Annotated in this window: 23 protein-coding genes and 1 pseudogene; 12 read left to right on the top strand and 12 right to left on the bottom strand. The window is 50.2% G+C overall.

Going from position 1 to position 26298, the window contains the following annotated elements:
* Nucleotides 1–358 precede the first annotated feature (358 nt).
* Together PQG83_RS21150 and PQG83_RS12290 are read right to left on the bottom strand one after the other, a co-directional pair.
* Nucleotides 359–1328, bottom strand: a pseudogene (locus PQG83_RS21150) (IS30 family transposase).
* 150 nt (nt 1329–1478) lie between these two features.
* A complete protein-coding gene (locus PQG83_RS12290) occupies nt 1479–2198 on the bottom strand; it encodes a class I SAM-dependent methyltransferase (RefSeq protein ID WP_312741436.1) in 720 nt (239 codons plus the stop codon).
* Nucleotides 2199–3144: 946 nt separating this feature from the next.
* On the opposite strand from PQG83_RS12290, the gene PQG83_RS12285 reads away from it, so the two are divergent.
* On the top strand, nt 3145–3636 hold the full coding sequence (locus tag PQG83_RS12285; RefSeq protein WP_312741434.1) for a hypothetical protein: 492 nt from the start codon (nt 3145–3147) through the stop codon (nt 3634–3636).
* A gap of 153 nt (nt 3637–3789) precedes the next feature.
* Here the strand turns inward: PQG83_RS12285 and PQG83_RS12280 are convergent, their stop codons facing one another.
* The 7 genes from PQG83_RS12280 to PQG83_RS12250 all read right to left on the bottom strand — a co-directional run bounded on the left by PQG83_RS12280 (nt 3790) and on the right by PQG83_RS12250 (nt 11816).
* Nucleotides 3790–4821, bottom strand: coding sequence for a phosphatase PAP2 family protein (locus PQG83_RS12280; protein ID WP_312741432.1), 1032 nt, complete (start codon nt 4819–4821; stop codon nt 3790–3792).
* 223 nt (nt 4822–5044) lie between these two features.
* Entirely contained in the window at nt 5045–6154 is a 1110-nt protein-coding gene (locus PQG83_RS12275) for a TolB family protein (RefSeq protein ID WP_312741430.1), read from the bottom strand.
* Nucleotides 6155–6163: 9 nt separating this feature from the next.
* Nucleotides 6164–8323, bottom strand: a complete 2160-nt coding sequence (locus PQG83_RS12270; RefSeq protein WP_312749133.1) for a M1 family metallopeptidase — start codon at nt 8321–8323, stop codon at nt 6164–6166.
* A gap of 87 nt (nt 8324–8410) precedes the next feature.
* On the bottom strand, nt 8411–9337 hold the full coding sequence (gene ftsY / locus PQG83_RS12265; protein ID WP_312741428.1) for a signal recognition particle-docking protein FtsY: 927 nt from the start codon (nt 9335–9337) through the stop codon (nt 8411–8413).
* 49 nt (nt 9338–9386) lie between these two features.
* Entirely contained in the window at nt 9387–9839 is a 453-nt protein-coding gene (gene ybeY, locus PQG83_RS12260; protein WP_312741426.1) for an rRNA maturation RNase YbeY, read from the bottom strand.
* Between the two features lie 6 nt (nt 9840–9845).
* On the bottom strand, nt 9846–10892 hold the full coding sequence (locus tag PQG83_RS12255) for a PhoH family protein (protein WP_312741423.1): 1047 nt from the start codon (nt 10890–10892) through the stop codon (nt 9846–9848).
* A 93-nt stretch (nt 10893–10985) separates the two neighbouring features.
* Nucleotides 10986–11816 carry an Fpg/Nei family DNA glycosylase gene (locus tag PQG83_RS12250; protein WP_312741421.1) on the bottom strand — a complete coding sequence of 277 codons (831 nt, stop codon included), beginning with the start codon at nt 11814–11816 and terminating at the stop codon, nt 10986–10988.
* A gap of 198 nt (nt 11817–12014) precedes the next feature.
* Between PQG83_RS12250 and PQG83_RS12245 the strand changes: the two genes are divergently transcribed.
* The 10 genes from PQG83_RS12245 to PQG83_RS12200 all read left to right on the top strand — a co-directional run bounded on the left by PQG83_RS12245 (nt 12015) and on the right by PQG83_RS12200 (nt 22027).
* Entirely contained in the window at nt 12015–12374 is a 360-nt protein-coding gene (locus tag PQG83_RS12245; protein WP_312741419.1) for a hypothetical protein, read from the top strand.
* 23 nt (nt 12375–12397) lie between these two features.
* The gene (locus PQG83_RS12240; protein WP_312741416.1) at nt 12398–12610 is read left to right on the top strand and encodes a hypothetical protein; all 213 of its coding nucleotides are present in this window, start codon (nt 12398–12400) and stop codon (nt 12608–12610) included.
* Between the two features lie 450 nt (nt 12611–13060).
* On the top strand, nt 13061–13690 hold the full coding sequence (locus tag PQG83_RS12235) for a hypothetical protein (RefSeq protein WP_312741414.1): 630 nt from the start codon (nt 13061–13063) through the stop codon (nt 13688–13690).
* 118 nt (nt 13691–13808) lie between these two features.
* Nucleotides 13809–15605, top strand: coding sequence for an OmpA family protein (locus PQG83_RS12230; protein WP_312741411.1), 1797 nt, complete (start codon nt 13809–13811; stop codon nt 15603–15605).
* Nucleotides 15602–16099, top strand: a complete 498-nt coding sequence (locus tag PQG83_RS12225) for a Rab family GTPase (protein ID WP_312741408.1) — start codon at nt 15602–15604, stop codon at nt 16097–16099. The genes PQG83_RS12230 and PQG83_RS12225 overlap by 4 nt, the downstream gene beginning before the upstream one ends.
* A 100-nt stretch (nt 16100–16199) precedes the next feature.
* A complete protein-coding gene (locus PQG83_RS12220; protein ID WP_312741405.1) occupies nt 16200–17987 on the top strand; it encodes a sigma-54 interaction domain-containing protein in 1788 nt (595 codons plus the stop codon).
* 452 nt (nt 17988–18439) lie between these two features.
* Nucleotides 18440–18835 carry a hypothetical protein gene (locus PQG83_RS12215; protein ID WP_312741402.1) on the top strand — a complete coding sequence of 132 codons (396 nt, stop codon included), beginning with the start codon at nt 18440–18442 and terminating at the stop codon, nt 18833–18835.
* A gap of 120 nt (nt 18836–18955) precedes the next feature.
* Entirely contained in the window at nt 18956–19369 is a 414-nt protein-coding gene (locus PQG83_RS12210; protein ID WP_312741400.1) for a hypothetical protein, read from the top strand.
* 339 nt (nt 19370–19708) lie between these two features.
* The gene (mscL, locus tag PQG83_RS12205; RefSeq protein ID WP_312741397.1) at nt 19709–20170 is read left to right on the top strand and encodes a large-conductance mechanosensitive channel protein MscL; all 462 of its coding nucleotides are present in this window, start codon (nt 19709–19711) and stop codon (nt 20168–20170) included.
* Nucleotides 20171–20566: 396 nt separating this feature from the next.
* Entirely contained in the window at nt 20567–22027 is a 1461-nt protein-coding gene (locus tag PQG83_RS12200; RefSeq protein WP_312741394.1) for a mechanosensitive ion channel, read from the top strand.
* 233 nt (nt 22028–22260) lie between these two features.
* Here PQG83_RS12200 and PQG83_RS12195 read toward each other — a convergent pair whose 3' ends face one another.
* Both PQG83_RS12195 and PQG83_RS12190 read right to left on the bottom strand, forming a co-directional pair.
* Nucleotides 22261–23583 (bottom strand): cytochrome b N-terminal domain-containing protein, encoded by a 1323-nt coding sequence (locus PQG83_RS12195; RefSeq protein WP_312741392.1) that lies wholly within the window; start codon nt 23581–23583, stop codon nt 22261–22263.
* A 2-nt stretch (nt 23584–23585) separates the two neighbouring features.
* Entirely contained in the window at nt 23586–24110 is a 525-nt protein-coding gene (locus PQG83_RS12190) for a QcrA and Rieske domain-containing protein (RefSeq protein WP_312741389.1), read from the bottom strand.
* Nucleotides 24111–24438: 328 nt separating this feature from the next.
* On the opposite strand from PQG83_RS12190, the gene PQG83_RS12185 reads away from it, so the two are divergent.
* A complete protein-coding gene (locus PQG83_RS12185; protein ID WP_312741386.1) occupies nt 24439–24798 on the top strand; it encodes a GAF domain-containing protein in 360 nt (119 codons plus the stop codon).
* Between the two features lie 138 nt (nt 24799–24936).
* Here PQG83_RS12185 and PQG83_RS12180 read toward each other — a convergent pair whose 3' ends face one another.
* Entirely contained in the window at nt 24937–25503 is a 567-nt protein-coding gene (locus PQG83_RS12180; RefSeq protein ID WP_312741383.1) for a YcbK family protein, read from the bottom strand.
* Nucleotides 25504–26298: the final 795 nt, after the last annotated feature.

Below are 26298 nucleotides of genomic sequence, written 5' to 3'. Positions count from 1 at the left end.
AGTTTCTGAAGAACGAGGACAACGCTTCTTTGGTGAGGCGCGAACTTGATTGGCTGAGCGGAGCTAAGTAGGGTTACAGATTCCACGGGTATACCGAAGCATTTGGGTCGGTTTGTCACTCGCGCAGCAGAAACTCGAAGTTGTTAGTGTGGAATATGAAATGTGCACCGTTGTCCGACGGACAAAAAAGGTTGGAGATGGTGCTACACGACTTAAGCGTGGGCTGGGAATGAACAGTGAACATTCGGACAGATTGACGATGCCGCAGCCAAGCGCTATCTGTCTTTAAGAAGTTAGTCCCTTGGGCGTTTCAGAATGTTTTTTATCCTGGCTAGAGCCAAAGATTAAAAACGCGGATTCAACTCACTAGTGCAACAAATGGGTTGATGCCAAAACATACTTGATTGGGTGTTTGCATACCAAGGCATTTCCTGGGTCGGTTGTTGAGTTTGTGCATGACGTGGTCAAGATCCCTCTGGGTGATGGTCGTGAAATCACCGCTCTTCGGAAAATACTGGCGAATGAGGCCATTGGTGTTTTCGTTGAGGCCCCGCTCCGAGGAGGCGTACGGATAAGCAAAATAAAAGTCGGCCTTAAGGGCCTTGTCGATGGCTTCATGCTGGGCAAACTCTTTTCCGTTGTCAGCCGTGAGGGTATGGACATGCTCAGACAGGGGCGCCAGAAGTTTCAAGATGGCACGGGTGACGCCCGCCGCTTCCTTATTGGGCACCTTCGCGATCAGCGCCACGCGTGCGTGATCGGCGTTCGGTCAGCGAGACGAGGGCTTGGCGGCGGCCTTTGCCGATGATGGTATCGAGCTCCCAGTCCCCGAGGCGGGTGCGGTTTTCGACGATGCCGGGGCGTTCCTCGATGGAGACCCGATTACGCAGGTGGCCGCGGCGGTCATAGGCTCCGTACCGTTTCTTGCGAGTCTTCTGGCAGCGCAGATTTCGGTAGAGGGTGCCATCTTGGGCCTTATTGTGAAGAACATGCTGATAGATCCATTCGGGACTGATGGTGAGAACCCGTTGATCAGCCAACCACAGACTGAACTGTTCGGGACTCCAGTCCTCCTGCAGCAGACGCTCGATCAGGCTCCAGTGCTCTGGGGTAAGACGGCATTGCGCCTTGGTCTGGCGACGGTGAACCGCCATCTGGTGGGCCTGCAAGGGCCGATAGCCTCGCAAGCCTCTGTTGCGCTGCACCTCACGGCTGATCGTGGACTTATGGACCCCCACGACCGCAGCAATTTTGGTTTGGCGATGACCGGCTTTCATCAGTGCATAAATTGGGTAGCGTTGTGCTTCGGTAAGCTGTGTGTAACTCATCGGTGCTCCTCTTACTTGGCGGTGAGAAAAGCCACGATCCTACTGCAGCTTGCCTTCTATCCATCATGGTAGAGTTGCACTTACGAGTTGAATTCACGAAGTATTTATAGGAAGTCATCCCCCCTTAGGGAACCCACGAAGAGATCCTGATTAATTCGAACTGATCATTCTGTCATCTTTTGTTTTTTTGGGGACAAATTCCAGGAAGTATTGGCGGGGGAGGAAGGTGTGTTCTTTGGCTAAGGTAAAGCCGGCTTGTTCCATGTCCTTGATCACTTGTTCTTTGGAAACCAGATGGCGTTTTGAAAAGCCGAGTGTGCCGGACCGCGCATCGGCATAGTAGTCGATGATGACCACACGTCCGTTTGGCTTAAGCGCAGGCTTGGTGTTGGCCAGATAATCGATCTGATCTTCCATGTGATGATAAACATCGCACAAGAAGACGATGTCGGCGTTGTTCCCGGAAAATGTGGGACCTTCTGACTCGGCCAGAACAAAACGGACTCTGTTGGCGAGCCCAAGTTTATCCAACTGCTGTTTGTTGTAATTCAGCATTTTTTGTTCGACATCGATGGCGATGACCCGCCCCTTGTCTCCCACTGATTCTGCGAAGCGGCGCGTGAAATAACCCGAGCCTGCCCCGATATCGATCACCATCATGCCAGGCGCGAGATTCAAGGCCTCGATGACTTTTTCGGGTTGTTGGTGCTGATCACGTTCCGGGCGTTCAAGAGCATGAATGTATCTGTTGATATCCCATGTTTTCTCCGCACAACTTGCGATCAGGCTTGCGAGAACAGCAATAGACAGGAGGTAGAATATCGTTAGCCTTTTGGACGGTTGTACTGGAGGCGTCAATCGTTCGTTCATATTTATCATCCTTGCATTCATGCCTGATTTGGATAGGGGTAAACGGCAAATATCTTACTTTTATAACGATTGAGGAGACGAGTTTCAAGTAAAAGATGAAGCCATGACATGAGGAGTCCAGATGACAGTGGGAATAATCCAATGATCTGAGTCTATCCCAATTAAATGCGAGTGATTAGATAATCCCCTAACTGCCTGATGGTCACCGTCACCAGGCTTGCTCGTGGAACCACCGCTTTTTCCGTTGTGGTTGCTGAACCACGGCTTATAAGTAGGCCACGGCTATTTTGAGGGGAAACGCCTGTGAGATAGGTGTCCTTCGTGGAGCAATTTATGAATCCCCCAGAGTCTGAGTCCTAAGCCAACCTCTAGAACTGTTCATCCAAGGAAGAGTGAGAAGGGCAGCGCTGATTCGAGTCCAAGGTGTGGAACAAGAATTCATATAAACAAAAGTCCTTTACCAAGGATGGAGATCATGAGTGAGGGGTTGCATAAAGACCTCCTTCATTTTGGTTAAGAATGATGGATAGTGGCCCGTCTTAGGACAAATTCCACTACCATACCGCCGGGACCATCCGTAGGTATATGTAAATACCTTCACGGGTTAAGCTACTGAGGTGTTCCTCTCCGTACCAGACATGCCCGATCAGCCGGAAATAAAAAAATACCTAAACATGGCCTTCAAGGGTTTTTGACAGTTACGGCTTGGCAAACGAGGTTTAGGATGAAGTTGAATAGTATTAATTTTCTACCTGTTGGAGCCTCAACTTTTAATCGCTTTTCGGGAAGGAGGCATACACAAAGCATTAATCCTCTTCCTTAATTTTAACCTAGCGACACTATTTTTCATTAGCGAGGATTGAGAAGAGGAAAATGAAGAGTGAGGATCCGGGAATTTCGCGGGTACTCCAAATCAACTTTAAAGATAACTTACTCAGGAGGCATTATGAAAAACGTGATGAAAAATAAATCTTCCGTAATTTTGGGAAGTTTGGGCGGAATATGCTTATTAGGGACTGTCGCCTTTGCCAATCCATCCATGGTGCCGGATCATCCCGGTTATCCGATGAAAGAATCGAAAAGTCCGGTGAGTGGTGTGTCGACGGCCAATGACCCAGGGCGAGAAAATTTGTATGGCCAAAAAGCCTTGGAAGCTGCAACTAAAGAGTATACTGAAGATCTGAAAACCCGTCGGTCCGGTGTACCGGGAGCAAACGAATCCGAGAGCCAGAACCAGATGGGTGATCGGTCTCAAATGGGTGGCCAGGAACAGATGACGGGACAAGAACATATGACGAAACAAAACCAGACTACCGGGCAGCGCCAAAATGAAGGTCATAATCAGATGGGAGGCCAAGGCCAAATTAAAAGCCAGAGCCAAAGCGGGATGGAGAGCGGAAATTCAATGGAGGGACAAAACCCGAATCTTGGACAATAACCAAATTCTACATAGGATTTCCGCTGAGGCAATTTCTCGCCATTCGTTAACGGTCATTCCGAGGGGGGATGCAAAACCCCCTCGGCAGAAAGATTGTAGGCATTTTCGAGGAAGTACTCGATCCCAACAGTTGGTGACTTCTGATTTATATTATTAAGCCGGCAAAAGTGAACCGGATCGAATGACAAAAGTCACAATGGTGAGGGAAAATATGCCGAGTCCTATAATCACTTCAATCCACATGGGATTGAGACCTGCGTAAAAGCGATTCCTGCACTCAGTTGTTAATTCGGATTGAGTCCCCCGCCACCAGATAATTCCCGCCATCAGACTTGCTCCCAGCACCACAGCACTTCCCGTTGTGGTCGCTAAACCAAGTCCCATGACCAGGCGTGGCCATTGAGGGGGCATTTGTCCGGCAGATGGAAATCCTGCGGAAGAGAGTTCCCGTATCCACCAGAGTCTTTGCCCTAATCCAATAACTATAGCTATCAGGCCGAGAAAGAGTGAGAGGGATGGTTCCAATTCCATACCTGGATGGGGAACACTAATCCATACGATACCAAAGGCCGTGATCAGCCAGGGGAGACCATGGGTGAGTGTGCGCTGAAAGAATGTCTTCCACTTTTCAGGAGGATGAATGATTATCAGCGCAGTTCCGATTCCCACCAGTACACCGCCAAGCACATCGGTAGGAAAATGGGCGCCGGTGATGACGCGACAGGCCCCACTAAATGCAGCAAGTCCGAACCAGAGCATTTTGGCTTTTGGGAAATGATAGGCCAGGACTGTGGCCACGGCAAAGGATGCAGTGGTATGACCGGAGGGAAAAGAGTCCCATCCACTTTCAAGTGACGGGGCCATTTCCCAGTCCTGGCCTTGCTTGAGTCTCGGGCGAGGGCGGCCGATGGTGTGTTTCAATATTTGGGTAAAGAGTCCGGCGACTCCATGTGCAAGTAAAGTATGAATAGATGCGGATTTCCAGGTAGGCCATCCAAATCGGAATCCCACTGCCCCAATTCCCAAGGAAATGAGGACCAGGGTGACCCCGTCTCCTATATGGTTTCCTATAGTGCCAATGTGGTCGATGGCCGGATGCGTGAAGCTATGAACGATCTGGAGAGTTGGACCATCTATCTGAGCAAGAAAAGCAAATAAGCCAAGAAAAAGGAGCCCGGATAGCACGAATATCACGAGAGGAGTCTGGCGGAGAAGAAACTGCGAACGTCGAGGTGAAGGAGGTGCGGGTGATTGGTCAGTCACAGGATTGGGGAACGGGATTCGTCAACAGCCTTGGTCGTATTTTTTCTTCCGTCTATGGAAATTCTTCTCCTCCTTGATCCCCCTCCCGACCAGTGAAGATCAAAGCGAGGAATCAAAGCGCTCAGTCCACATGATATTCGTCAGGTTAGGGTACCCAATCAGCGAGAAAGATGTTGAATTCTTTTGGGTTGGCGGCATTCCGATCGGATGACCATACTACCTGTTTTCCGTCAGGCGAGAACATCGGAAAGCTATTGAAGTGCCCTTTGAAGGTAATTTGTTCGGGGTGCGTGCCATCTTCATTGATGATATGCAAGTGAAAAGAGGGACGCCCCTGATGATCGGGCGGTGTCGACAAGTTAGAGGAATAGATGATGCGTTTCCCATCGTGAGCAAAGAAGGGAGCAAAATTCGAACGCCCGTTGTGAGTGACCTGTATCTTGTTGGAGCCATCAGCATTCATGATGAAGATTTCCAGGTTTGAGGGTTCCACAAGGTTTTGACTGAGCAGGTCGCGATAGGTCTTCACGTCCTCGTCAGTTTTCGGATGATGGGCCCGATAGACAATTCGTGTATTGTCGGGAGAAAAGAAGGCCCCGCCATCATATCCGACTTCCTGTGTCAGTCTCTTCAGATTCTTTCCATCGATATCCATGGTGTACACATCTAAATCTCCATCACGAATGGAGGTGAAGACAATGGTTTTTCCATCCGGAGAAATGGTGGCTTCGGCATCGTACCCATGGGCGGAGGTTAACCGTTGTACGTCCCGGCCGCCGATATTCATGGAGAAGATGTCATAATCATCAAGAGCCCACCGGTAGCGTTCGGTCCTTTCGGGGACGGGTGGACAAAATTGACTACTGATATGCGTGGAGGAAAAAAGAACACGCCGGCCGCCGGGGAAAAAGTATCCGCACGTGGTGCCGCCCAAGCCCAGGCTGACTCGCCGGACATTCGTGCCATCGAGGTCCATGATATAGATTTGATAGCAGGACCTGAGGGTCTTGCCATCCGGTTCCAGGGTTGATTGGTACACCAAACGGTCACCCTCAGCTGAAAAATAGGCTTCGGCATTTTTTCCTGAAAAGGTGAGCTGCCGGATATTGGCCAAATGAGGTTCCGGTTGTTCCTGATCCTTGGGTGGTTCGGCAGCCAGGGCGTTATGCCACACTAGCAACAAGGACAGCAGGGTTAACGGGAGAATGTTTCGTATCGAGAATGTGGATCGAAGGCTAGAGAAGGTTGGATGCATTCATGAACCTCACGGTGAATGGCGAATAATCTCGGGTGTAGAGTGTACGGGTTGAAACATCCCCCGGGCAATCACTTTTCCTTGCTTGAAGACCAGATAGCTATCCCACCCGTAAAAAAACAACAGCCGTGAAACGGGCTTGACGGCTTCAGGAGACCATCCAAAAAAGAATGTGACGGTATGGTTCGCATCCTGGGGATGGGCGCACGAAATCAGGAAGGCCATTTCCGGGCCCTCGAATGTCTGTTCCCCAATGGAGAGGTGTCCCGGATGCATGTCCATGAACTTTTCGCAGCTATTGAAGGAACCGGATTCCAACAAACGACGGGCAGAGGGCCCGATGACCAGATAGGAGGCCGCTTCAGAAATGACCGGATCATCGGATTGGATCGTTTCGATGCCGGGTTGTTCCTCTAGACGTTGAAATAGAGATCCTAAGCTTTGAGCCTCCTCTTTTGTCAGGGTCTGAGGTTTGATGAGAATCCGACGGGTGTCGGTTTCCCATTTATTTAACATGGGCGGAATGTGTGCACGGAGAAGGTGGAGCAGAAGATGGTGCTCGGGATCAATGGCCAGTGTGGTCGGATTCGCCGGGAGATGCAGCGTGAACGGTTGTGTGGCCCGCACGTTGAGGACGGAGTCATGCATGAGTCCTCCTTGGAGATCGAGGTGGAGGGGAAGGCGGATGGTGTACATTGGGTCCGCCTGCAGGATTGTTCCGGTCAGCGTGAACTGTCCCTGTTGCGCGGGATCTTCCTGGACCAAGATATCCTGGATGTCCAGGTTTGGTGCGCCGGGTTGATCGATCCATTGATGGAAAAACCAACTGAGGTCTCTTTCAGCCGCCTGTGAAAAGATCCGGAGAAGATCGTTCCACTCCAGATAGGTGCCCGTCCCTTCCTGAATAATTCCGCGAACTCCGTTGAAAAATTTCACGTCTCCCATTTCGTGTCTGAGCATGTGAAACACCATGGCTGTTTTTTGATAGCCAATGGCATTATCCAACCGGGTTTCTTTGTGGTGGAATGCCCGCACGGGATATTCCTTGTCCGGCTCGGCATACAGATTATATTCATAGACCATCCGCCGTCGGGTATTGAAGGCCTCCTGCTGATGCCCTTTGGCCTCGTCAAAATAGTAATTGGAAAGATAGGTGGTGAGTCCTTCCACCCAATTGCCTTGAGCAAAGTCATTGAAGACGGAATTTCCGAACCAGGAATGAACGATTTCATGACCGAGAGAATAGGGTTGGGTATATCCGCGCCGAATGACCCCTTCACCTAAGAGGGTGAATGAGGGGAGACCAAGTCCGCTTGGGAAAAAGTTTTCCACGACGGCAAATTTTGTAAACGGGTAAGGACCCAAAAGATCGGTATACATTTGAAGGTAATCGATGGTCGCTTCTAGATATTGCGGAGCCAAGTGCGCGTCTTCGGGGAAAAGATAGGTGGCGAGTTGAATGCCCTTCCATTCCTGCTTTTGCACCACAAAATGATTAGCCGCCAACGTCAGAGCTTCACTCGGCAGACTCACCTTCCATTGGGTGGTTCGGCGTCCGGCAGTCACGGTATTGATAACTTCCCGGCCTTGGGTGATCGTTTCCCAGTCTGAAGGGAGGCTGAGGGTGAGATCATACGTCGAGAGGGTCTGTTCCCATGTGGGATGCCAGAATGTTTCATAGGTCAAATACACCCCGTTGGGTCCAATATGTCCGTTGGTGTCATCCGGTTTGACGAAGCGAAGTCCACCTGAGGCTTTTGGAGAATCATCAATCTGCCCGTGATACGTCAGTGTCAGGACTGCCGGTTGGTCCGGATCATGAAGGGGAGGGAGGGGAATTTCAATCACCCGGCGCGTTGATGACGGCGGGATCGCGGTTTTTGAGGGATGAGGGATTGGAAGCCGTGTGCCGTTGAATTCAACCCGATCGATTGTGAGCTGAGGATGGAGGATAAATGAGACAGATGAGTTGGCGCGATGGGATGGAGGAAGATGAACGATGTCCGATCCGGTAATGGCATGGGTGTCTGGATTGAGTTCAATATGTAATCCATGGTGAATAGGCATCAATGCCTTGGCTTGGACGGGATTCGCCATCGCCAGGCACAGCAATACCAATCCGAGGACAAATGATGGGACTCGTATAGCTTGCGGGAAAATTCGGTGCATAAAATCCACTAGCCAATTTCCTTGGTTAATTTCCGAACACCATGTTTTTCTCCGACAGAATGCTGTGTGGAAGAATGCTGGGTCGGGTCAGTCCTCTGAGTTTTCTGTCGGGAGCAAGGCCTCGACAAACGCTGAAGCCTGAAAATCCTGGAGGTCCGCTTCCCCTTCCCCCACACCGATCAAACGAATGGGAAGATTGAGTTCGTCGACGATCGCCACGACCACTCCGCCTTTGGAGGTTCCATCCAGTTTGGTCAAGGCTAAGCCGGTGACGCCGAGTGACTCATGAAATTGTCGGGCTTGTGCAATGGCATTCTGCCCCAGCGTGCCATCCAGGACCAGGAGGGTTTCGTGTGGGGCGTCGGGCATTTCCCGTGCAATAATCCGTTTGATTTTTTTCAATTCATCCATCAAATTAATTTTGGTATGCAGCCGACCGGCGGTATCGATGAGCACGACGTCCACATTTCGAGCTTTCGCCGCGACCATGCCGTCAAACACTACCGCGGCAGGATCGGAGCCCTGCTTTTGTTTAATGACCTCAATGCCTGTGCGTTTTCCCCAAATATCCAATTGTTCAATCGCAGCAGCCCGGAAGGTGTCGCCGGCGACAAAGAGTGTGTGTAACCCTTGTTGCTTTAACCGATGCCCGAGTTTGGCAATAGTCGTGGTTTTGCCGACACCGTTGATGCCGATGATCAAGATCACAAATGGACGAGGGCCGCGTCGAATGAGTTGTTCCAGCGGTTCGGACTCGCCCTTCCGAAGAATGTCCGTGAGGAGAGTATGGAGAACTGCTGTCGGATCGGTCCCACTGAACACCCGTGTTTTATCTTTCAGCATCTCAAGAAATCGCTCGACCGTGTGTATGCCGACATCGGCTTCCAGGAGACTGGATTCGACATCCTCCAGGGCGACGGGATCCAGGTGACCCCGCCCCAGGCGGCGCAATGACTTTTGCACGGTCTGACGTGTTTTTGCTAACCCCTGTTGAAGACGTTCAACCCATTTCATAGTTGATGTTCCCGACGATTACGACAAATACGTGATGCATGGCTTTTGGTTATGCAAGAAGACGGAGGGCAGGCGAAGAAAGGCGACCGAAGATCGTGCGTTCTTTTCGCTTCATCCGTTTGGCTTCCCGATCGGTTGTTTCATGGTCATACCCCAGCAGATGAAGGATGCCATGAATGAGTAAACGCAGGATTTCTTCATCGGCGGTGTTGCCAAACCGTGGAGCTTGAGCCAGTGCCACGGGAAGACAAATCACGACATCACCCACGAATGCCAGTGGCGACTGTAAGGCATCCTGCATGGGGAAGGCTAGCACATCGGTCGCATAGTCCCGCTGCCGGTACGTCCGGTTGAGGTTCTGCATGCGAATCTTGCCGACGAAGGTGAGACTCAGATTAGCCGAAGCATACCCTGCCTGTTGTAACACGGCTTGTGCCAGTCGGCGCACCGTTCTGGGGCGAACGGATACTCGCCGGAGATGAGAACGAAGCCACACAGCCATCGGGTGTTACCGCGTGGGCCTCTCGCCGTTGGTGTCTGATTTTGAATGGATTCCGGGAGATGCGGTGGAATGGTCGGCTGAGAGATTGTGGGGGTTGTTATTGGGCAGTTGGTGCTCATACCGGTCGTACGCTTTGATAATTTCTTTAACCAATCGATGCCGGACCACATCTTGTTCGGAAAAATATACGAATTGTATTCCGTCAATATTGAGGAGAATGTCAGCAATCTGCGCCAATCCGGATTTCTGCGAATCGGGGAGATCGATTTGGGTGATATCCCCAGTCACAATGGCCTTGGAATTCAGTCCGAGCCTCGTCAAAAACATTTTCATTTGTTCGGTGGTGGCGTTTTGGGCTTCATCCAGAATGACAAAGGCATCGTCCAGCGTTCGTCCCCGCATGAACGCCAGCGGGGCGATTTCAATTTCGCCACGTTCGATGAGCCGATTGGCCCGATCAATATCCATCATGGTGTACAACGCATCGTACAATGGACGTAAGTAGGGGTGCACTTTGGCAAAGAGGTCGCCCGGAAGAAAGCCGAGATGTTCCCCTGCTTCCACGGCTGGCCGAGCGAGAATGATGCGACTGACTTGTTTATGCGTGAGAGCGGCAAGGGCCATGGCCATCGCCAAATAGGTTTTCCCGGTTCCGGCGGGGCCAATGGCTATGACCAGATCTGACTTGTTAATGGCTTCCAGATAGGCCTGTTGATTGGGAGTTTTCGGATTGACATTCCCTTTTTTTGTCGGAAGCGCGCTTGCCGAAACGGTATAGGGTTTGAGTGGGGTATCTCGTTTTTCTTCTGTCGCCAGAATGGCTCGTGAAATATCGTCGGGTTTCAATTCGTAATAGGTTCGGGTCCAATCAGCCAACTCCCGCAAAATGTGTTCGGCCCGCAGAACTGACTCCGGTTGACCATGAAGGGTAATTTCATCGCCCCTGGCTGCCATTCGGACCTGGAGCTCCCCTTCGATCATTTTGAGGTGCAGATCGTGCGGGCCGAATAGATTGGCTAAATCGACCCCTTCTCGTAGTTTAATTTTTCGCACGTCGTATTCGACTCAACCTCCGGTTAGCCGCCATTAAACTGATACTTGATTCTAGCAAAGGTTTCAGTTTGGCTCAAGGAATGAAATGGGAGGCTACCGTCTCTTTTGGCAGATCGAACAAAAGAACGAGCTGCGTTCACTCTGCAGGCGGGTGATCAGAGTGGGGCATCCATGCAAGCAAGGCAATCCTGCCTTCTGATATATCTGGTGCGCTTGCTGGAACCGTCCATACGACCCATCCGGAGCACGAAAATCTCTGATGGAGGACCCTCCAGCGGCAATGGCTTCACCTAATACGGTCTGCATGGTGTCATAAAGCCGTTGACAGGCTGAGACGCCCAGCCGATAGCCGCGAGCTTGGGGGTGCACCCGGGCCCGAAACAGGATTTCATTGGCGTAAATGTTTCCAATACCCGCGAGCCGATGTTGATCGAGAAGAAAGGGTTTCAGCCTGCCTCGACAACTTTGAATGAGCTGGATAAAGGGTTGTGCACCTATATCCATGGCGTCAACGCCGAATCGGCGCTGCATGAAGGCATCCAATTCCGGTGGGGTGAACAGCCAGAGCCGGCCAAACCGGCGAGGATTCCAGTAATGTAGTTCCGTGGCCGCCGCTCCGGAAATCTCGATGCGGCAATGGATGTGTTGAGGAGTTGAGGCCAAGGCAGGATTATAAAACCAGAGTCCGGTCATTCCCTGCTCCGAAAGCAAATACCGGGTATCGTTGCCTCGATGGCAGGTAAAGATTAAACATTTGCCTTTCCGGGTGATATTGGTGATCGTTGAGCGCTGAAACCAGGGGATGAGGTCGTGCCCCGTGCGCACAATGTCCGAACGGTGTATGGTGAGTGTTGCAATGGTCCCACCCAGGACCTGCCGGGTCAGATGGTTGAGAATGACTTCGACTTCAGGGAGCTCGGGCATAAAGGGTGGTGACGTGAGGAAAATAAAAGGGTTGAGCGTGCGTGGGTCAGTTTTACCTGATGGCCTGGAAGGTTGTATCAGATTAGCAGGGTGTTGAAAAAGTCCTCCGGCGGCCTGGGGTCGTTGGTTGCGGGATCTCTGGGGGGAAGCCTATACTTGAAAAAGAGAAATGTTCAACAGAATGGATAAGGAAGAAGAATGACCCAATTAAGCGTCAAGCAGGTTGAAGCGCGGTTAGGAGAAGTGAAGTGCCCTATTTGCAAGGCCAATCGCTTTGGAATCGACTCCAGGACGGCAACGGAAGATGGGGAATGGAAAGCGATTTGCATAGGGTGTCATTATATGTTTCCCGTCCATACCGATATGGAGTTTTATGTACAAACACAGCCGGATATCCCCTATCATCTCAAGGAAATCCCATGTCCATCTTGTCGGCATCGCGGGGTGTCCCTGGATTTCAGAGCGGTGCTCTCGGTTCGTGAATCGGTCTATTTTGTAACCTGTCCCAGTTGTCAGCTCAAGTTTCCTGAGCGGTCCCATTTGGAATCGTTTGAATAATCATCGTAGAGGAGAATGTCATCATGAATCACGATAACACGTCCGAAGAACCCAACGATCCTGAACGTACCGACGCCGAGGATCCTAAGGCTGTCTCTCAAAAAAAAATCAAAAAAGAATTGTCGGTTATGTCTCTCCCGCATGATAATGATGTGATGGCTCAGGAAATGGCGGATCTGTTTGACGAGGATCGAGTCACGCATAAACATGGAAATGCCGAGCCCGAAAAAGATTAGGGAAAAGACCAATCTAGATTCCTGCCTTTCCCGAGCGTCTTATTCCCATTCCCCCATATCGTGGTTTTAATCCTCGCGTTGCCTCTGTAGAGAGATTCTGGGTTTTACCCCTTCCAACGCGTAGGCCTTCCCTCTGTCCTTTTTGATACGCTCATTAATGATTTATTGTTCTAAGTGCATGAATTCATTGTGCATTAAGATGGAAATGGTCTTTGATAATTGGAGGAGACGTTCTAAATACGTGTGGCCGTTTCATCTTCGTGCTGTAACGAAAAAATGAAACGGGATTCTGACGCTTCAACAAAAAATTCATCTAAAGATAAAAAGTTCCCGCTGTATTTGCTGGGGTTGGTGTCTTGTTACCATTTTTTACCAATGTTAGGATAATGGCGCTTAATAAGTGTCCCCTAAGACGTAGAAGTTGTTGACCTACCTCGTGGAGTGACGACTATGAGCGTGATCGAACCCTCAAAAAAAACATTCAAAAACGTGGCGTATGAAGTTTCGAGTTCCTCAGAGGGAGCTTCGTCATCTCAAGAGGAGGAATGGGCAACGCAGTCGGAAGAGGGGAGCCTGGATAAAGTCAGGGATATTCTCTTCGGGGCCCAAAGTCGGGAAATCGACAAACGATTCGCTGTATTGGAGAATCGGTTGTTACAGGAAAGCGGGCGGCTACGAGAAGACCTCACCAAGTCCGTTGAGGATCTGAAAATGCAAATGAATCAGGAAATCCTGGGGTTGGTCGGAAAATTACAGCAGGAACAGGACCGACGCGTCTCTACCATTCAGGACATGGGACAAACAATCAAGACCGTTGAAGCCCAAGTCAGTCAACGGATTTTGGAATTAACGGAACATGCTTCGGATCAATTCCGGGCAATGAACGAGGAAATGCAGAAGCAGAAGCATGAGCTGATTGAGCAGGATCAGGAGGCCATGCGCCGAATGGAATCTCAATTTCACCAAGCGGTCAATGAATTGAAGATTGAGAAAACCGATCGGGCTGTATTGGCCGAAATGTTGATGGAAGTCGCCTTGCGCCTCAAAGTGGGGGCTAAGGACACTGAGAACCAATCATGAAGCCTTGATAGCGGTCCTTGGCGTTATACCTCCCATGACGAAGGCAGACGATCAATTCCACGAATTTTTTCCCCCTCCCACCATCAGAAAAACGTCAGCTTCCCCCTGAAGGCCAATTATGGAACGTACGGGTCGTTCGTCTCCAACTCAGGCACCATCGGAATATGACAAAGGAAAGTCTGAGGATTTTTCGGCTCTTCGCCGGTTGTTGCTGTCCCCCGAGCAGGTTCAATTAGATCGGTTACGACAACGACTCGATACGTTGGTGGTCGATGCGCAGGAGGTGAGCCGCGTCCTACCGGATGCGATACGGCTTCGAGCTCGGCAGGATAATCGGTTATTGGCTTCTATGCTCCCGATTACACAAGAAGCGTTGGCCCTTTCCATCAAACAATCTCCCCAGCTTATTAGTGATTCCATTGCCCCCATCTTGGGATCCGCCATTCGAAAAGCCATTTCCCGGGCCATGCGGGAAATGCTCCAATCTCTCAACCAGACGTTGGAATATAGTATGTCCTGGCAAGGACTTCAGTGGCGATGGGAGGCCTGGAAAACAGGAAGACCTTTTGTGGAAGTGGTGTTGTTGCATACCCTTCGATTTAGAGTGGAGCAGGTATTTTTGATTCATAAAAAAACGGGATTGTTACTCAATCACGTGATGGCCGAAGGGATTTCCAGCCAGGGGGAAGCGGCCATTTCCGGCATGTTGACGGCCATTCAGGATTTTGTGAGAGATTCGTTTCAGCAAGGTCAGGATGAAGGATTGGAATCGCTCAGGATTGGCGATTTGACGGTCTGGATAGAACAGGGGTCCAAGGCTATTTTGGCCACTGTGATTCGGGGAACCCCACCTGTGAAATTGCGGGATTTTCTTCAAAACACGCTTGAATCCCTTCATGCCCAGTATTCCGATTCTCTGCAGAATTTTCAAGGCGATGCCGCTGTGTTTTTAGAGACCAGGCCTCATTTGGAAGATTGTCTCCAAGCACAATTCCTGAAAAAACGAAAAGGCATTCCGGTCGTATTCTGGGTATTGTGTGCTCTTCTTCTGGCTATTTTGGGATGGTGGGCCTATCAGGCTTCTCTCAATCATCAACAGTGGACTGAGTTGTTGAAGCGCATCGGGGCCGAGCCGGGTATTGTGGTAACGACGATTCAGGAGGAAGGGGGGCGAACGGTGTTCCATGGGTTGAGGGACCCTCTGGCGGTGGATCCTGAACGGTTGCTGGAAGAGGTGGGATATTCTTCCCATGCGGTCGGATTTCATTTGGAACCGTTTATTGCCCTTACTCCGGAGATGGTTCGTAAGCGGGCAGTGACAGCTTTACAACCACCCCAATCGGTAGAGGTACGCGTTGAGGATAGCCGGATCATCCTGATGGGGGAAAGTTCCCATGACTGGATTTCCAAAGTAACGCAATCCGCATTGGCAATCCCGGGGATTTCGGAGATTTCCCTGGAACGTCTCATTGACACGGACATGAAACAATTTGAAGCACTTCAAGTTGAATTGGAAGGGCAGGCGATTTACTTTTTGCCAGGGCAGGAGCGGTTGCCGAATCGGGAATTGGTAAAAATTCAGCAGGTGAAACACATTCTTCAGGAATTGGATAACAAAGCTATGCTGCTCGGTCGGGAGCCCGCTATTGAGGTCATGGGATATTCCAGCCCTGCGGGCTCTCACCCGATCAATGTATCCCTGAGTGAACGGCGAGCGAACAAAGTTCTGGAGCTCATCAGTGAAAAGCCTTTTCATGTCTTAAAACTGTCAGCCCAGGGCAAAGGGGTTGACCCCGAAGTGAAGCCTGGGACAGGGGAAGGACAGGCGTATTCTGCCAGTCGGCGAGTGTCCTTCAAAGTGGTGGAGCCCGGGATAACACAGACCAGGAAAGCGGGAGCGAGGACCGGACCGTGATTCAGAAAAAAATTTGTATGTTGGGTGGGTTTGCCGTGGGGAAAACGAGCCTGGTGAAACGATTGGTCTCCGGCATTTTTTCCGAAAAATATCTCACCACGGTTGGTGTCAAGATTGACCAAAAATCTTTGTCGGTACGCGGGCAGGACATTCTGCTGGTTCTTTGGGATCTCTATGGCGATGATGACTTCCAAAAAGTTCGGGCGTCGTATTTGCAGGGGTCATCGGGATATATCCTGGTTATTGATGGCACAAGGCAAGAAACGGTTGATGTGGCATGCAGATTACATGAATTAGCTTTGAAGACCATCGGTCCTGTTCCTTTTGTCCTCCTGCTTAATAAACATGATTTGGTGGACGAGTGGGTGGTGGAGTGTCCCATGGTATCTGATCTCAGTGGCCAGGCCTGTCTGGTGTCCATGGTTAGCGCAAAAACCGGGGAAGGTGTCGAGGCGGCGTTTTCCGCGTTATCTGAAGCGATGCTGAAATCCTGAAGACGGACTGGATGAAAAACGCGTCAACCGGTAGATATTCTTTAGCATCCTTAACAGGATTCCCTCATCCCCTTGTCGCTAGCAGTGATTGGTGAGACTCATGTCCGGTTCCATCCACGATCCCGCTCTTCTCAGTGTCTTTAATGCGTTAATTTTCCAAAAAACTGTGGATCGTTTCGACTGTGTGGGTGATTTGCCCAGTTGGTTTCCTCCTCCTGGCCTGTCCCAGGGGAGTGAGGTGTCTCCTGGACAATTAATGGGGCATTCATTTTTTCTTCAACATTTTCTCCATGAAGCGCAGGCATGGTGGGATTCAGCTGAGACCGGCCAATGGAAATCCGGTTTGTGGAGTGAACCGGCATTATTTGGAGAAGACGTTGTTCTGGAAGCCACTGCCGTCCGTCATGGGTCTGTTCGATATGTCATTTTACAACGCTTTGGACCCGAGATCCTTCCGATCCAGCCCTTACTGCAAAAGGCCCGTGAAGAACAGCTTTCGCACCGTCAGGCCGTCGATCATCATGAACGCACGGAAACTCAACTTGGTAATCGATTAGCGAAAAGCGAACAAGAGCGGGATGATGTGATGGCCCTGCTCGACGGGCTGGGATTGGGGGCCATCATGGTCGATGCGAATCGGGAGGTGACGTTTGTGAGTGGAAAAGCCCGTGAGTTATTGCAGATCGATCCTGACACCATGATCGGCCGCTCTCTCGGTAAGGGCCTTCCATGGAAAACAGAAGACAATGCCAGGGTCGAGGCAATGGGCCGGTTACCTGGGCCGCAGCGTCAGGTTGTGTCGGTCGCGATGGATGGGAAAAACCGTTCTCCACGCGCGGTGGAAGTTGAAGTTCAAGATGATCCTCGAGATTCTCGAAGAACCATTTTGTTGTTAAAAGATGTCACCGAGATAGAAGAGTTGCGCCGGCAGTTGGTGGGGACAACACAATTTCACGATCTGGTTGGAAAATGTCCCGCCATGCGCATGGTATATGAACGGATTCGAGACATTGCCACGGTAGATGTGCCGGTGCTCATTGATGGGGAAACCGGGACGGGCAAAGAATTAGTCGCCCGTGCGTTACATCAATTAAGTCCGCGTCATGATCATCCATTTCTGCCGGTCAATTGTGCAGGATTGACCGATTCCCTCTTAGGGAGTCAGTTATTTGGTCACAAACGCGGCGCCTTTACGGGAGCGACGAGTGACCATGCAGGATTTTTCGAGTCGGCTGAAGGCGGCACGTTATTGTTGGATGAAATCGGAGATATGCCGTTATCGATTCAGACGACCCTACTCCGTGTGCTGCAAGAGGGAGAGATTATCCGTCTCGGGGAGTCCCGGCCACGGAAAGTGAATGTCCGGGTATTGGCGGCCACCAATCAGCAGCTTCAAACATTGGTCGACAAGGGTGCCTTCCGTGCGGATTTACTCTATCGGATCCGTGTTGCGCGATTAAGGCTTCCTCCTCTGCGAGAGCGCCGCGAGGATATTCCGTTGTTGAGCACGGCCTTTTTCGTGAAAAGCCGCGTCGCCCTTGGGAAAATGCATGTTCTGAGCATTGCTCCGGAAACGATGCAGCGGTTCTTACGCTATTCTTGGCCGGGGAATGTCCGGGAATTAAAAGGGGCCTTGGAATATGCACTGATACATTGCCGTGGAGGAAGCGTTCTTCCGACCGATCTGCCTCCTGAATTGTGTGACGGGCCTCCGATTGTTCAGGCCTCGCCTTTTTGTAAACCAAATGAACGCCAGCTTATCCTTGATGCCCTGACCCAAACGAAAGGAAAACGTGCGCAAGCCGCAAAATTGGTCGGTATGAGCCGTTCTACCTTTTACCGCCGCTTAACCGAGTTGAATATCTCTCAAGAAGAATCCTCCCGCTGATTCCTCCATTTCTGTATAAATCCTGAACATTCGTCGGGGATTAAAACCAGGGTACAAGTAATGGGGTATCCGTCAATATCGGTTGCCATCGACGGCCTATGTGCATGGCCATATGGCATAAAACTCCCGGCTCCTGGAACCAAAAAAAATCGGACACTTAATTATCCTGTCGCTCGGATATGCATGTGATGCATAAGGCGAGGTTCTAATCGGAGGGGCTCGGACAGGGTAAATGTTCGGGCCCTCAACGCTGTTACTTTCCTGTGTCCTTTTGTTTTCTCACTCGCCTGCTTCAAAGTGTTTTTGACTGGGACACCCTGAGACACCCTGCTGTTTCACAATGGGAAACATTCCCTATTGTGAATGGGAATGATTGAATTCTAAGGGAAATTCATTTGGCATCATTATTGTTAATGATTATGGGTACACAGAGACTAGGTGGAACCCAAACAATGAACATTCAAACCTTCCATACAATTTCCTTCATGAGTCTCTGCGGTGCCATCGGAATGTTAGGGGTGTTTTTCGGCTTGGGAATAGAACCGGAAGGGCTTGAGCCACGGATTGCCTGGGATGGCGAGAAAATTTCCGCGAGACCAGCCATCTATTCACATTGTGACGGAAAGGTTCAGGGAGGGATATCAGTCATCGAAGTGGTCAAAAAAGATAAGGGAACGGTCATCACGGTCAGGAGTTATATTCCGGAGGTGTCGAGGGATTTGTTCTCGCTCACGGAATTCGCATCCGATTCAGATGTTCTTTGGCAAAGAGAAGCCTCCTGCTGGAGTAGGAATAGACGAGATCCAACAGAGATCAGTGAGTCAAATGGAAGATGGGGGCCTGTCTGAACGCCAGGAGAGCATTGTGCCTATTCCAAATTCAGACCTGATGAATATCGAGCAACCAACTCGGAATGGGACGTGTCGAGACCAGACTTTCTTCGCATCCTCCGGGAAAGAAGAGACCTTATGGGAACGGCGAAAAATGAAGTTCTTCAGTCTAGCCCAAGGCCAGGCCGCGTCTTGATCATCACGAGGGATCATTCAATTCGTGATTTTCTGGGACAGATATTGAAACTGCACGGGTATGATTGCGAATACCTTGAGGAATTTCCAAAGGCCATGATGGAACAAACCTGGAAGGGATTTGATGTACTTTTCATTGAAAGCCACTTTCTGGAGCAATTGAAGCATGGCATGAGGTCTGGAACATCCCATGCCTCAGGTTCTCCGATGGTGGTGGTATTGGGAGATCTTCCTCAATCGGGTGAAACGAGGCATTTTCGTGAGCTGAAAAAACCGTTGGATTATCGTCAGATGGGAAGATTAATGGATGAATGTCTTTTTTTGAAAACGCAAAGATGCGCATCACAAGATGATTAAAAGGGGGATCGTAACGGTAGACGGTTTGTCAGGGTGCGGAACGCGCAGGGCGGCTAACCTATTCGAGCTGAGCTTAACAGTTGGGGCTTTTAGAGGGGGTCTTCAACTGGAAGTGGGCGAGGATAGGCGGGCCGCCCCAGGTTTTTTTGACTACCGCCGGTCCCGTTGTTTCACGGAATGAAGAAAATTTTGAGGTGAAAGCCCGGTTAGGCCATGACCGGGAAGCTCTGGAATAATCTTGCATTTGTGTGTGTGTTGAGAGAGGATGATGCAGTCTTTTTAGGATCATCCTGGAAAACAACCGGTTCTAAAGTTCACACTCATGATAAGGAGGATGTGATGCTTAAAGAGTTCAAAGAGTTTGCCATGCGAGGCAATGTTATCGATATGGCAGTCGGTATCGTTGTTGGAGGGGCCTTTGGCACCATTGCCAAATCGCTGGTGGCCGATGTGTTGATGCCCCCAATTGGACTCTTGTTGGGTGGCGTTGATTTTTCCAACCTCTTTGTCACCCTTAAGGAGGGTGTGCCTCCAGGGCCATATCTGGCCTTGTCCGACGCTCAGGCAGCGGGCGCTGTCACCATGAATTATGGAGTATTTCTCAATTCGGTTATTAGCTTTCTTATTGTGGCCCTTGCCGTTTTTGTGGTGATTAAAGCCATCAATCAGATGAAACGTGAAGAAAAAGAGGCCCCGCCTGCCGATCCTACAACGAAAGAATGCAAATTCTGCCACATGACGATACCCATACAAGCCACCAAGTGCGGACATTGTACTTCCGAATTTGCGAAGTCCGCGTAATGGATCATAACTGGCCCAGGGTTGGCATAAGGTTAGGGCAAATAGAGATGACTTGTGACCAGCCGACTGGTTCATTTAAAAAAATGTGCTGACGACAAAACCCCGACTTGAAGGGTAAAAAATAATTTCTGACACGGTGTCCAGCCCGACAATGAGCATATGCCGTTTTTTAAATAATATGAAAAATATCCAGGAAATTGAGGTTTTCTGCGCGTAGGTGGACTTAATTTTCCTCAATTGTTAAGGTAAGAGCCTTCCTAATTCGATAGCTACCTTTCGTATTTTTCTCAATATAAGCTGACCAATAGTATTTTCCTGTCTCACCATCAAACTGTAGAGAATATCTACGGGGTGTTCGGCGTTATGTATTTTTATCGAAAGGAGTGATCTATGGACATGAGTAAATTGACCGAAACGTTACAAGTGAATCTTGGGGAAACGTTGCCAAATGTATTGGGTGCATTGGGTATCCTCATCCTGGGATGGATAGTGGCTCTGGTTGTGAGAGCTGGAATCAGAAAGGGTCTGGGCATGTTGAACGTCAATCAGCGATTGCGTTCGACCACCGGTACCACCATGGATGTGGAAGGAGGTACAGCGGTAGGAATCTATTATTTAATTCTTTTATTAGTTTTAGTGGCATTTTTTAACGCGTTACATTTGGAAATGGTCTCCGGTCCTCTAGGGACTTTGGTCGATCAGGTGATGGCCTTTGTTCCGAAATTAGTGGCTGGTGGAGTATTGATGTTAATCGTGTGGGTTATCGCCACCGTACTTCGAACCCTTGTGTCCAAGGCTTTGCAATCGACGACGATGGATGAAAAATTGAGTGCGGGGGCCGGGGTGCGACCCATCAGCGCTAATTTGGGGAATGTGGTGTTTTGGCTGGTTGTGCTGTTATTCCTCCCCGCCATCTTAGGGACTCTGGAGATTGACGGCCTATTGATTCCGGTCCAAAACATGGTCAATGAAATGTTAAGCATGCTTCCGAATATTTTCGGTGCAGTGTTAATTGGAGTTGCTGGATGGTTCTTGGCCAAAATCGTCAGGGACTTGGTGAGTAACTTGTTGACGGCTGCCGGAACCGACCGGTTGGGTGAACAAATAGGATTGCGCGGAACGATGTCCTTGTCTCATTTACTGGCTTTGGTGGTGTATATCCTGATTTTGGTCCCTGCGGTCGTTGCCGCACTGCAAGCCTTGGAAATTGAAGTGATTACAGGACCGGCCACCGATATGTTGAATACCATGATGTCGGCCATTCCCGATATTTTTGCGGCGGCAATTATTTTAGGAATCGCCTTTGCTATTGCCCGATTAGTCTCGCAAATCGTGGCGAGTTTATTAGGCGGGCTCGGTTTCGACGCTCTGCCGGAAAAGCTGGGATTGGGACAGGCATTCGGTCAAACCACTCCTTCGTCTGTGGTCGGAAATGTTCTGGCCTTTTTTATTATGTTATTTGCGGTTGTTGAAGCGGCCAACCAGTTAGGTTTTCATCAGGTGTCTGAATTGGTCACCATGTTTATAGAGTTTGGTAGTCAGGTGATATTGGGCAGTGCGATCATTGCCATCGGGTTCTGGTTGTCGAATCTCGCATATGAAGCCATCATTCGTGTTCATGGAGCGAATTCTGGAGGGGTTGCAAATATTGCCCGATTCGCGATTCTCGGGTTGGTGCTCGCCATGGGTCTCCGAGCCATGGGGTTGGCCAATGAAATCGTCAACCTGGCATTTGGCCTGACGCTTGGAGCCATTGCGGTGGCGGTGGCGTTATCCTTTGGTCTAGGAGGTCGGGAAGCAGCAGGCAAACAAATGGAGCATTGGCTCAGTCAAGCCCGTGGCGAACGTCGAGGGTAGAGCCTATCCCCCACGGCTGTTGAACATGGCCGTGGGGGACACGTTGTGTTCAGTCGGGATGTGCCTGCAATCGGGTATGAGGTTATTGACTCTCGCCTCGCAATCGGCCGAATCTGATGCCGGTGTCGTGGCTGATTTATTCTCCCCCAGCCCTCAGTTGAAAGGACAATTTGCTCCATGCTGATGGCTGCTCTTAACGAGAGTAACCGATACTCGCAGGGTAGGAAGACGTGTTACCCACTCTTGAGCGTCAGCATGTAATTGGTAAGGTCGTTCAGCTGTTTGTCGTTTAGGGGAAATTTCGGCATGAAGGAACCAGGGGAAACGGATTGCGGATCCTTAAAATGCTGAAGATGCCATTCTCGGTCGGGTCGTCGATCGGCAACATACGAGAGGTCCGGGGCCAAGTTTCCACCTTCCCCATGAATCCGATGGCAGGTTTGACATTTGTGTTCTTCTACTAATGCCATTCCCCGAGCCACTGACGGATCACGTTTGGGGACGGCGTACAGGTCGCGGAAAGAAATACTCAACAGGCTGAACACGATAACCAAAAACCCCAACCCCGCACCCAACACGACCCGGCGTGAGGACGGGTGTCGTTCGGGGTTGCGATCCACAAAAGGCAGGAGCAGCAATCCGATGAAAAAGAGTGTGGGCAGAAGCCAGGTCGCCAGAGGTCCCCATGCCCCTGGGGCATATTTGAGAAGCTGATAAAAAAACAGAAAATACCATTCCGGGACGGGGACAAATGAATGGTCTGACGGATCGGCCCGGTCAGCCAATGGGAACTCCACGCTGATCGCCAACATGGCGACAACGCCAAATACTCCAAGCATGACCACCGCATCCATGAAAACCTGCCGTGGGTAGAAGGTTTCACTCCCGGCTCTGGCTCTCCTTTCATCATGAGGGCCGGCGGGCCCCACCCGTCTGAGAATAAAAAGATGGAGCATGATTCCCACTGCAATGATTAGGGGAAGGAACGCGACGTGAATGGCAAAAAAACGTGAAATGGTCAGGGCGCCAAGAGTTTCCCCGCCACGAAGGGCTTTCACCAGGAAATCTCCGATAAGAGGAACGCTGCCCACCATGTTGATTCCCACCTGGGTCGCCCAATAGGCGTTTTGATCCCAAGGAAGCAAATATCCCGTGAATCCGAACGCCAGCATGATGGCGAGGAGGATGACGCCGACAATCCACATGAGTTCTCGAGGGCGTTTATACGCACCGTCAAAAAAAACCTGCAACATGTGGAGCCCGATGGCCACCATGACAGCTGAGGCACCCCAATGATGCAGGCCACGGACAAACCATCCGCCCCACACCTCATGTTGAATATACTGAACGGTGTCGTAGGCATGGTCAGTCGCCGGCACGTAATACACCATGAGAAACATGCCAGTCAGTGCTTGTAAAACAAAGAGAAAAAGTGTGGCCGAGCCGAAGACATAGTTCCAGCTGGCACCTCCGGGAATAGGCTCGTCCAGGAGGGTTTGCTCCAGGGGCTTTAATTTCAGCCGCTGGTCGATCCATTGGTAAAGACGGGAGGCCATGCTTAGAGTTCAACCTTTTTCGCCAGGCCGGATTTAAATTCTTCGTATTGGACCAGCAAGTCACCATTTTCGATTCTGGAGGGCAGTGTGTCCAACGGGCGTGGTGCGGGGCCGGCTTTCACGGTTCCGTTTATGTCATAGACGCTTCCATGGCAGGGGCATTTAAATAGACGGTCCTGTTGGTCCCATCGATAACCACAGCCTAAATGGGGACAGATTGGCGAAAATACTGTCACCTCTCCATCGGGCTGTTTCACCGCCCACACGCCCTTGGTGGTGTGGATTTCCTGCCAGCCATCCTTTTGCGTCAAGGTGTAATCCATCGCCTTGGGTTCACCAACCGGAAGCGCATCGGCTTTTCCCAGTGAGACCCATTCCTTGTTTCGTCGTTGAAGAGCAGGGGCGATGACGTATCCGATCAATGGGACAGCAAGGGAAATTCCGATAAGGGATGAAATAAATACGGTGGTTTTTATAAAGAATGACCGGCGGGTTCCTACCGGGGTGGACAAGCCATCTTCCATCATTAGGGTTCCTTTTGGAAAAGGGGACAATACGATGCCTGACTCATTTGAGGAGGGCATGCTCCATCCTGTTCACATAACGATATCATAGTTCGGGAAGAGAGCCGGAATAATGCGGGATTAAGATATAAGACCATGTAAAAAATACCCCCGTAAAAGGCTAGCACAGAAGTAGGGGCAGTCAATATCAAAAAAATTTTCATTGACGGGGTTGAGTTTGGAGAGGCCTGTTTTTCTAAAGGATATGACTCACACCCTCGAAGCATCAATGTCAGGAAATATGTGCAGAGTCAAAGGTTGGGATCTCTGAGAGAGAGAGACCTCCAGGGACGTGGCGTTTTGCGCACATTGCATCCTGCAATCGGACGTCGTGGTTGTGTCTGATGCTATCAATACCCGATTTGCTGATAATCCTTTGGTCACCCAGGAACCGAACCTTCGATTGTATGCCGGGGCTCCACTGAAAACGCCGGAGGGGCATCATTTGGGGGCTCTGTTCGTCATAAGTCTTAAGCCGTCAGGTGATGGCCCAGATGGAATTCTGTCGCCAGTTGATAGATCGCGATTTTCTGTTAAAGCGATTGAAGCATGCCGTGAAAGAGGTAAAAATCCTGAATGGGTCGCTTCCCTTTGTGCCAATCGCAAGGTAATTCGTAATAAAAAAGGGAAGTGGCTGCCACTTGAAGCGTAAGTTCGGGGCCGGTGTCCTATGCGGAATTTACCCATGGGATTTGCCCATCCTATAGGCAGGATTTAATTCCCCGACTATTCCTCAGAGCCCTTATAAAACCGGAAGATGTTGGTTGGAACGTGATAATGAAAGAAGGATTTACCAGTACCGGACCGCTCCGGTATCGATATGGATGAATCCTCGCCGGCCGTAATAGCCGACTCCACCCAACCGAAGCTTCACAGCGGCGCGTCGAATTTTTGAAAGCCGAACGCCGGGAATCGAGAAGTCCATCGCTTGTCCGACCGTATGTAGGCTATTTGGCGCGGCGCCTCGACCAAGGCGAATCAACAATTTATTGTATGAGGGCGAACGGTAGGCAGAGTAGACGTGAATTTCCTTCCCCTGACCGACTAACTTTTCTACCTGATTCATATATTCCAGCAATTGAATGTCCATCTGGCATATTTTTTTGGAATGATGGCATCGCAGGAGATAATTTATGTCTTTTAAGGCTTGCTGGTCATATTGGCCGGATTGATTGCGATAGGTCACCTGGAGTCGTTCGTCGGTGTGGGCGTTATAGAGGTGAAGCCGGCCTTCAGGCAGGGACTGGGCCCATGCGGATTCCGGAAACATCAACCGGCTGCCAAGAATCAGCATGCCTGCAAGGGAGGACTTCAGGAAAAAACGCCTGGACCAAAGTTCTTCTGTTTCCTGAGACATGGTGACACCCTCCGAACTATGAATGGGGAAGTGTAGCGGGAGAATAAAGCGGCATGAAACACTGATTGTTTAACAAAATAGGATGATGAGGTCAACCAATTTATAGAAAATTTTCAATCTTCTCCTCACCCCTTATTGTGGAAGCCACAACGGGTATGAATGGAAATGGCCAATCGCCTCTTTTGGCGCCATTTTTTTTCGCGGAAATCCACCTGCACTGCTGCTCTTTCCGACATTCTGCATTTGGGATATCGAGACTCAACAGGTAATCTCATAGTTTTTTCTTTAACCTACAGCGTTCCGGCCGATGAAGATATAGTTAAACAAAATATTCCATTGGCATTTTCCTCTCTCTCTTGGCGTCATTCTCTCATTTTGTTACCGCTCCGGTTCGTGAGCGGCTCATTGGCCTGTCCATGAATTTCATTTTGGAAGTGCATTTCCAGAATGTCCTACCCGTTTTCGGTTGACCCTGATCTTCGAAGTCTCGACGTATAAACTTTGGGTCATGTCTTTCATCATCTTTTGTTCGGCTTCGTGAATGGCAGGGGATCACGTGGAGATCGGATGTGAAGTCCTGCCTCCAATCAAATTTTTAACAAACCGTGAAGATGGTACCGGTTATCTAAACAGATAACCATGTCTAACAATCGGATACACCGTGAACCTTATGAAAGGAACGCCTGCGTCAGGGGAGCACTGAAGATAAGGTTGAAAAGAGTTGCAATACAAGGGGGATAAGTCTTTACAACACTCGTCAACATACCACATGCAAATTGGGAATAAGTCTTGCTC

This window comes from Candidatus Nitrospira neomarina (assembly GCF_032051675.1).
Taxonomy (GTDB): domain Bacteria; phylum Nitrospirota; class Nitrospiria; order Nitrospirales; family UBA8639; genus Nitrospira_E; species Nitrospira_E neomarina.
The sequence above is the reverse complement of the archived record's forward strand: the minus strand, read 5'-3'. Positions and strand labels throughout refer to the sequence as shown.

Bases quoted from the DNA above. Each gene is read 5' to 3' on its own strand.
- PQG83_RS12290 (WP_312741436.1), bottom strand. From the start codon at position 2,198: ATGAACGAACGATTGACGCCTCCAGTACAACCGTCCAAAAGGCTAACG.
- PQG83_RS12285 (WP_312741434.1), top strand. From the start codon at position 3,145: ATGAAAAACGTGATGAAAAATAAATCTTCCGTAATTTTGGGAAGTTTG.
- PQG83_RS12275 (WP_312741430.1), bottom strand. From the start codon at position 6,154: ATGCATCCAACCTTCTCTAGCCTTCGATCCACATTCTCGATACGAAAC.
- PQG83_RS12270 (WP_312749133.1), bottom strand. From the start codon at position 8,323: ATGCACCGAATTTTCCCGCAAGCTATACGAGTCCCATCATTTGTCCTC.
- ftsY (WP_312741428.1), bottom strand. From the start codon at position 9,337: ATGAAATGGGTTGAACGTCTTCAACAGGGGTTAGCAAAAACACGTCAG.
- ybeY (WP_312741426.1), bottom strand. From the start codon at position 9,839: ATGGCTGTGTGGCTTCGTTCTCATCTCCGGCGAGTATCCGTTCGCCCC.
- PQG83_RS12250 (WP_312741421.1), bottom strand. From the start codon at position 11,816: ATGCCCGAGCTCCCTGAAGTCGAAGTCATTCTCAACCATCTGACCCGG.
- PQG83_RS12245 (WP_312741419.1), top strand. From the start codon at position 12,015: ATGACCCAATTAAGCGTCAAGCAGGTTGAAGCGCGGTTAGGAGAAGTG.
- PQG83_RS12240 (WP_312741416.1), top strand. From the start codon at position 12,398: ATGAATCACGATAACACGTCCGAAGAACCCAACGATCCTGAACGTACC.
- PQG83_RS12235 (WP_312741414.1), top strand. From the start codon at position 13,061: ATGAGCGTGATCGAACCCTCAAAAAAAACATTCAAAAACGTGGCGTAT.
- PQG83_RS12230 (WP_312741411.1), top strand. From the start codon at position 13,809: ATGGAACGTACGGGTCGTTCGTCTCCAACTCAGGCACCATCGGAATAT.
- PQG83_RS12220 (WP_312741405.1), top strand. From the start codon at position 16,200: ATGTCCGGTTCCATCCACGATCCCGCTCTTCTCAGTGTCTTTAATGCG.
- PQG83_RS12215 (WP_312741402.1), top strand. From the start codon at position 18,440: ATGAACATTCAAACCTTCCATACAATTTCCTTCATGAGTCTCTGCGGT.
- PQG83_RS12210 (WP_312741400.1), top strand. From the start codon at position 18,956: ATGGGAACGGCGAAAAATGAAGTTCTTCAGTCTAGCCCAAGGCCAGGC.
- mscL (WP_312741397.1), top strand. From the start codon at position 19,709: ATGCTTAAAGAGTTCAAAGAGTTTGCCATGCGAGGCAATGTTATCGAT.
- PQG83_RS12200 (WP_312741394.1), top strand. From the start codon at position 20,567: ATGAGTAAATTGACCGAAACGTTACAAGTGAATCTTGGGGAAACGTTG.
- PQG83_RS12195 (WP_312741392.1), bottom strand. From the start codon at position 23,583: ATGGCCTCCCGTCTTTACCAATGGATCGACCAGCGGCTGAAATTAAAG.
- PQG83_RS12190 (WP_312741389.1), bottom strand. From the start codon at position 24,110: ATGATGGAAGATGGCTTGTCCACCCCGGTAGGAACCCGCCGGTCATTC.
- PQG83_RS12180 (WP_312741383.1), bottom strand. From the start codon at position 25,503: ATGTCTCAGGAAACAGAAGAACTTTGGTCCAGGCGTTTTTTCCTGAAG.